We start from the raw sequence: 6,150 nt of genomic DNA, 5'->3' as shown, positions 1-6,150 counted from the left end.
CTACAGTTTCAGGTTCTTCTACAGTTTCAGGTTCTTCTACAGTTTCAGGTTCTTCCGCGGCCGGCTCTTTTTTTTCTTCGCGCTGAATCAAAGTTCCGTCTTCATTGTAAGGACCTGTAACGCCCGGACCTCCGTCTGTAAAGCCTTCTTCGCCCATAAAATCGTCCAAAGAAATTTCTGTGTCAGATGATTCTGTGGAAACGTTTTCTTCTTGCGTCTCTTCTAAAGTTTCTTCTGGCTGCGCGATTTCTGGTTCAGGCTCTTGAAAAGTTTCTGCTGCTGGAAAATCATCTGCAATTGTTTCTGCTGGAATTTCTTCGGCTTTAGCTGGTTCTTTTGCTTCTTCTTTAGGAGTTTCGCTTGCTGAAAAATCTACAGTCTGGCCGTTTTCGTCTTCAATATTGTTAAAAATAGAATCAATGTCAAAACTATCATCTGGCGAAGAAAGGTCTGTTTCCTGTTCTTTTTGAACTGCTTTTTCTGAATCCTGCGAAATGTCAACTTGGATGTCGTCATCGTCAGAAGATTCCGAAGTGGATGTTTTTTCTGTTTTTTCAGGCTGAGGCTCGTTGTCATCTTCAATGTCAACATTCATTTCATAGTCAACTGGACCTGCCGGCTCTTTTTTCTCTTTTTCATCGCCCAAAACAGGATTTAAGTTTTCAGAATTGTCTTCAAATCCAAAGTCTGAAAGATCAATTTCTTCTGAATCAGTTGTTGAAACTGCCGCAGGGGAAGGGGAAGCGTCTTGTTCTATTTCTGGAAGATCTGGCAATTCTGGAGTTTCATCTGATAAATTTTCAAAAAGAGAGTCGAAATCTTCGGAGTTGTCTTCGGCTTCATTTTCTTGAGATTCTGAGTCGCTTCCTTCAAGAACTGGCTCTTCAAAGTCAAGGTCAATGTCAAGCGGATCTGCTTCTTCAATTTCTGCCTGTTCTTCTTTTTCGCCTTCAAAAGATGCTCCGTCCATGAAAGCGTCCAAGTCAATGTCGCCGTCTCCAAAGTCTGGCGAGTTTCTTGAGTCTCCGCCCATAAATGCGCTTAAATCAACTTCGCCGTCCTGCGATGGAGAATCAGAACTGCTGTCCAAAAATGAATCTAAGTCTATTTCGCCGTCTGGAATTTCTGCTGCTGGCTCTGGAACTTTTTCAGCTTCTTCTGCTTTTGGCTCTGCTTGAATTTCTTCTGTGGCAGGAACTTCTTCTGTTTCTGCTGGCTTTGGTTCTTCCGGAAGAGATGTTTCAAAATCATCAAAACTGTTTAACTTGGAAATTTCGTCTGCAATGGCGGCTTCTTCGTTGTTCGGAAGTTCTACGTCTTCTACAGCCGGAATTTCTTCTGGTTCTACGTCTACGGATTTTTCTAAGTCTTCTCCGATGCTCTGTTCAAGGGGAATTTCTGGAATTTCTATGTTGTCTAGTGAAAAATCATCTGGCAGTTCTACTGGTTTCTGCGCTTGTGTGTCGTCATTTTTTTCAGCTGGCGCAGGGCTTTTTATCCATACACCGTATTCATCGAGTTCGCTTTTGTTTTCTGGTGTTTCGCTCATGTAGAATCCCCTTTTAAGAAATTTGCATTTAAAAAAATTCTTATTAAATTATCGGCTTTATTATTATAAATCAGCACAGATATTTTACTATATATTGAAAAAAAATTCCACAGAAAAAAATTATATGCGCTGTTCAGTTTTGCCTTAAAACTGCCGAAATTCAATTCATAATGGAAAGATTCAGACTGCTTTCGGCATTTTTCATAGGCACTTTTTTTTATACCGTCATGGCTTTTATAGGCGGAAGCGACGGAATTTGGGCTATGAAGCAGCTTCAGGAGCAGAAACAACTTTTGAGCGCGCATACAGCTGCAATTGAAAAAACTTACGATGAGCTTTCACTTGAGCAGATTGCGCTTCAAAAAGACCTCGATGTTATTGCCTCTTATGCAAAAAAACTGGGCTACGTCTCTGAAAGTGAAAAACTTGTAAAAATTTCAGGGCTTGCTTCTCGGGAAACTCATATTTTTGATCCTGGAACTTTAGTCCGTCACCATGAAGTAAAATATATTCCGGAATGGCTTTGCAAATCTTCTGCGCTGACTATAATGATTTTGGCTTACTTTGTTTTGTTTTTAGCTGACTTGCAGAAAGGATGCATTCATTTTCCTTCAAGAAAAAAATTCTCAAGCGGCGGGATTGCAGTTTATGATATGCAGTAAAAATGAAGAGTCTGCGCATATTGCGGCGGATTTTTTGAAGCGTGGAAAAATTTGCGTTCTTCCCACAGACACTGTCTACGGATTCAGCGGAATTGCTGAAAATTCATTGCAGGAAAAATTCTGCACAGACGAAAAAATAAGAAAAATAAAGGGCAGGGAAGAAAAAAAGCCTTTTATTCAGCTTGTTTCTTCTCCAGATGAAATATCAAAATATTCTGACTTTAAAATTCCAGAACAGCTTGCACAAAAATGGCCCGGAGCTTTGACAGTTATAGTTCCGTTGAAATTTCCTTTTTCTGAAAAAAATGCAACTGTTGCGTTCCGATGTCCGGGAGACTTGTGGCTTAGAAATGTAATTGCTGAATGCGGATTTCCTATTTACAGCACAAGCGTGAACCGAAGCGGAAGCCCTGTCTTGGATTCAGTCCGCGGAATTGAAAAAGAATTCGCAAATGAAGTTGACTTGATTATTGACGACGGAGACAAAAAAGGCTCTTTGCCTTCAACGATTGTGCTTTTGGAAAATGGCGGCTGGAAAGTTTTGAGGCAGGGAAGCGTTATCGTTTAGTCCAGCTAACTTCAATTTCTCCCTGCGAAATTCCTCCAGGGGAACTTTTGTTTTCTACAAGAGTTGTCTTTTTTCCAGAAAGCGTGTTGCCTGAAAGTGTCATGTTCCATTCTACAGGAGCTGCGGTTGCCGCGTTTTTCAATGCGTCTTGGCGCGGAATTTCAGGGAAAAATGAAGCGTTTGGCTTTCCGTTTTGCTTTATCTTTATAGAATTTCCTTGAACTGTTATTGAAATATTCATGCTTGCGCCATTTTTAAAGATAACAAAGCCGCGTCCGCCTCTTAAAATTAAAATTTTTTCTATCAGCGGCTCGCCTGTCCAAGTTCCTGCGATTGCTTCTATTGAATTTTCGCTTGCAGAAGAAGTTTGCGGTTCTTTGCTTTCCTGATTCTGTGTTCCCTGCGGCAAAGGAAGCTGAATGTTCCCGGAAAGATTCTGCAGAAGATTTTCCAGTGAAGGCTTTGCGTCAAGAATAATTTTATAGTAAGTGTCGTATTTTTTTGTGGAGCTTACATTTTGCTTGCCGTCAGCTTTTATTGCGTTCAATGTGCACAGCCAGCCGCCGTCCGTGTCTTCCTGAATTTCCGCGTAAAATGAAATGTTGCGGGTTTCTGCGCTTGAATTGTAGTTTTCGTTTCTTCTGTCGTTTACTGAATATCCGTCCACAGTCTGAAACTGCGAGAAAAAAAGATCCGTGGTCATTTTTATCATGTTGGAATCTTTTGAAGACGAAACGGTCGCAAAAAAGTCCACGGTTTCCGCAGAAAATGCAAGAGATGCCAAAAAGAGGATAACTATTTTTAATGCAGGATTTTTTTTGCTCTGCAACTATTTCTCCCTTTATCCGTCCAGCCTGTTTCTGAATTCCCTTGCAATGTCGCGCTTTACATCTCTGTCTTTTATTGCGGCCCGCTTGTCGAATTCTTTCTTTCCTTTGCAAAGACCGAGATTTATTTTTACAAGCCCTTTTTTCAAATAAACTTCAAGCGGAACAAGCGTGAATCCTTTTTCCTCTGTTTTTCTCTGAAGCCTTTTTATTTCGTCCTTGTGAAGAAGAAGCTTTTTCTTTCTGTCTGGCTCATGGTTGAATACCGAAGAAAATGAATACTCTGAAATATGAAAGTTCTGAAGCCAGACTTCTCCGTTTTCTATGAAAGCAAAGCTGTCTCCAAATGAAATGTTTCCGGCTTTTATGGATTTTACTTCCGAGCCTTCAAGCGCGATTCCGCATTCAATAGAGTCTGTTACAATGTAGTTGAAATGTGCCTTTCTGTTTTGTGCGACAATTTTTCGTGCTTCTTCCATATCTATAAATAGTATATTTTTTTTCAAATAGTTTCAACAAGAGTTTTTGAAGCAGAAATTTCAGTACGCCGCAAAAAATATGTTGCTTGATAATAAAGTTCTTTTTTGCTATTGTTTGTGCATGAAACAGAATGTAGGTGATTATTCATTTGAATATAAGAAAAAGCAGCAGGTTAAGCTAATGCGCGCTGTTGTTTTTGTGGTTTCAGTCTTTGTTTTTATTTCAGTTTTTTTGAACTGCATTTTATTTTCAACTTTTATAAATTCATCGTCAATGGAAACTGACGTGTCCAAGGGCGGAATTGTCTTTGTATGTCCGTTTTTGCGAAGTCCGTCCCGTGGGCAGGTTGTGTATCTTTCGCGCATGGACGGCGAAAAGCTTTCGGCAGGACAGAAGTTCCTTAATGCCGCTGTAAAATTTTTTACATTGCAAAAATATTCTCCGTTTGGAAGAAATTCGCGAATGACTGGAAAAGACTCTGTAAGGCGCGTTGTGGCTCTTCCCGGGGACTCATATTATATGAAGGATTTTGTGCTTTATGTAAAGCCTGCTGGACAGTCGCATTATCTTACTGAATTCGAGCTTGCTTCAAAGCCTTATAATATAAGCATTTATTCAGTTCCGGTTGAGTGGGACGGAATGGGTTGCTCCGGCCAGATGGAAGAAGCAACCTTGGGAAAAAATGAATATTTTGTTCTTGCCGACAACCGCATAGAAGGTCTTGATTCACGTGTATACGGAAAAATTCCTTCGTCAAGGATAAAAGGACGTGTAATCTGGCAGTGCTTTCCGCTTGGAAAAATGAGACTCTACTGATTTTTGATGAACAGCGCGGCTTTATATGTCCACATTCCGTTCTGCCTAAAAAAATGCAGCTACTGCGACTTTTTCAGCGTAGAAAATTCCGGGCGCATAGACGACTTGTACCTTGAATGCTTAAAAAATGAAGCCGTTTTTTATGCGCAAAAGCACAAAATTGATTTTTGGCGCACAATTTACATTGGAGGCGGCACTCCAAGCCTTTTGTCTGCCGCTCAGATTGAAAAACTTTCAGTTTACTTTAAAAATTCCTGCCTTTGTAAAAATGTTCCGCCTTTGGAATTTACAATTGAAATGAACCCTGAATCTGTTTCAAGGGAAAAACTTGATTCCGCCTGGAAAAATGGCATTACGCGCCTTTCGCTTGGCATTCAGTCATTAAATGAAAATGCACTGAAATCTGTCGAGCGTCATTGCGGTGCGGAAAAAGCAATTGCGGCTTTAGAAATGGTAAAATCCTGCTGGAAGGGCGAGCTTAGCCTTGATGCGATTGCGGGACTTCCTTGCCAGTCCGAAAAAGAGTTTCTTTCTTCACTTGAAAAAATCATTTCGTACAATCCGGGACATATTTCACTTTATACGCTTACTGTTGAAGAAAAAACTACGCTTGCAAAGAATATTTCGTCTGGAAAAATAAAGTTCGACTTTGACGAGGCTGATTCCCAGTGGCTTTCCGGACGCGATTTGCTTTTAAAAAATGGATTTTTGCAGTATGAAGTTTCGAATTTTTGCCGTGAAGGAAAAAAAAGCATTCACAACAGCTCTTACTGGGCGCAAAAAGATTATGTTGGCATTGGCTGTTCTGCCTGCGGAACATTTTACGGGAACAAAAGTTTTCGCTGGACAAACACGGAAGATATTTTGGAATACGAGGATTTCTGGAGCCAGCCGTTTTCTTCTGAGTCAAAAATTCCAAGGAGCATAGAAGAATTCGACCTTGAAACACGTGAATTTGAGTTTTTGATGATGGGGCTTAGGACTTTTGAAGGCTTGAATTCAGCTCAGTATAGAAAAAATTTTTGTTCTGTTGAGCCGTGGCGTGGCGACTTGGAAAAACGTCTTGAACATGTAAAGAAATTCGGAATGAAAACTGTGGAAAATCCAGACGGTTCTAAAAATTTTTCACTTACAGAAGATTCAATCTTATTTTTAAATAAAATTCTGCTTGAGGTTTAGCAATAATTGATATTTTCTCTTGACTTAAAATCTGAAATTCCGCATAATAAGAGAACTTATTATAGTAAG

The 6,150-nt window shown here is 40.0% G+C and carries 7 protein-coding genes; 4 read left to right on the top strand and 3 right to left on the bottom strand.

Features of this window, described 5'->3' with window-relative positions:
- Positions 1 to 1,549: hypothetical protein (locus Q0N70_RS06970; RefSeq protein ID WP_294015281.1), on the bottom strand; the 1,549-nt coding region annotated here is incomplete at its 3' end.
- A 170-nt stretch (positions 1,550 to 1,719) separates the two neighbouring features.
- Here Q0N70_RS06970 and Q0N70_RS06965 point away from each other — a divergent pair.
- Complete coding sequence (locus tag Q0N70_RS06965) at positions 1,720 to 2,211, top strand: septum formation initiator family protein (protein ID WP_294015279.1); 492 nt, start codon at positions 1,720 to 1,722, stop codon at positions 2,209 to 2,211.
- Complete coding sequence (locus Q0N70_RS06960; protein WP_294015277.1) at positions 2,198 to 2,779, top strand: L-threonylcarbamoyladenylate synthase; 582 nt, start codon at positions 2,198 to 2,200, stop codon at positions 2,777 to 2,779. Before Q0N70_RS06965 ends, Q0N70_RS06960 begins: the two co-directional genes overlap by 14 nt.
- Here Q0N70_RS06960 and Q0N70_RS06955 read toward each other — a convergent pair.
- Together Q0N70_RS06955 and smpB are read right to left on the bottom strand one after the other, a co-directional pair.
- On the bottom strand, positions 2,769 to 3,608 hold the full coding sequence (locus tag Q0N70_RS06955; protein WP_294015274.1) for a hypothetical protein: 840 nt from the start codon (positions 3,606 to 3,608) through the stop codon (positions 2,769 to 2,771). The genes Q0N70_RS06960 and Q0N70_RS06955 overlap by 11 nt on opposite strands.
- Before the next feature lie 12 nt (positions 3,609 to 3,620).
- Complete coding sequence (gene smpB, locus Q0N70_RS06950; protein WP_294015272.1) at positions 3,621 to 4,085, bottom strand: SsrA-binding protein SmpB; 465 nt, start codon at positions 4,083 to 4,085, stop codon at positions 3,621 to 3,623.
- A gap of 121 nt (positions 4,086 to 4,206) precedes the next feature.
- On the opposite strand from smpB, the gene lepB reads away from it, so the two are divergent.
- Together lepB and hemW are read left to right on the top strand one after the other, a co-directional pair.
- Positions 4,207 to 4,902: a signal peptidase I gene (gene lepB / locus Q0N70_RS06945; RefSeq protein ID WP_294015271.1), complete on the top strand. Its 696-nt coding sequence runs from the start codon at positions 4,207 to 4,209 to the stop codon at positions 4,900 to 4,902.
- Positions 4,903 to 4,908: 6 nt separating this feature from the next.
- On the top strand, positions 4,909 to 6,081 hold the full coding sequence (hemW, locus tag Q0N70_RS06940) for a radical SAM family heme chaperone HemW (RefSeq protein ID WP_294015269.1): 1,173 nt from the start codon (positions 4,909 to 4,911) through the stop codon (positions 6,079 to 6,081).
- Positions 6,082 to 6,150 lie beyond the last annotated feature (69 nt).

The organism is uncultured Treponema sp. (assembly GCF_945873775.1).
In the GTDB taxonomy this organism is placed as follows: domain Bacteria; phylum Spirochaetota; class Spirochaetia; order Treponematales; family Treponemataceae; genus Treponema_D.
This window is presented reverse-complemented; position numbering and strand designations above follow the sequence as displayed.

What these genes read in the sequence shown, in the direction of transcription:
- Q0N70_RS06965 (WP_294015279.1), top strand. Translation starts at nt 1,720, where the DNA reads ATGGAAAGATTCAGACTGCTTTCGGCATTTTTCATAGGCACTTTTTTT.
- Q0N70_RS06960 (WP_294015277.1), top strand. Translation starts at nt 2,198, where the DNA reads ATGATATGCAGTAAAAATGAAGAGTCTGCGCATATTGCGGCGGATTTT.
- smpB (WP_294015272.1), bottom strand. Translation starts at nt 4,085, where the DNA reads ATGGAAGAAGCACGAAAAATTGTCGCACAAAACAGAAAGGCACATTTC.
- lepB (WP_294015271.1), top strand. Translation starts at nt 4,207, where the DNA reads ATGAAACAGAATGTAGGTGATTATTCATTTGAATATAAGAAAAAGCAG.
- hemW (WP_294015269.1), top strand. Translation starts at nt 4,909, where the DNA reads ATGAACAGCGCGGCTTTATATGTCCACATTCCGTTCTGCCTAAAAAAA.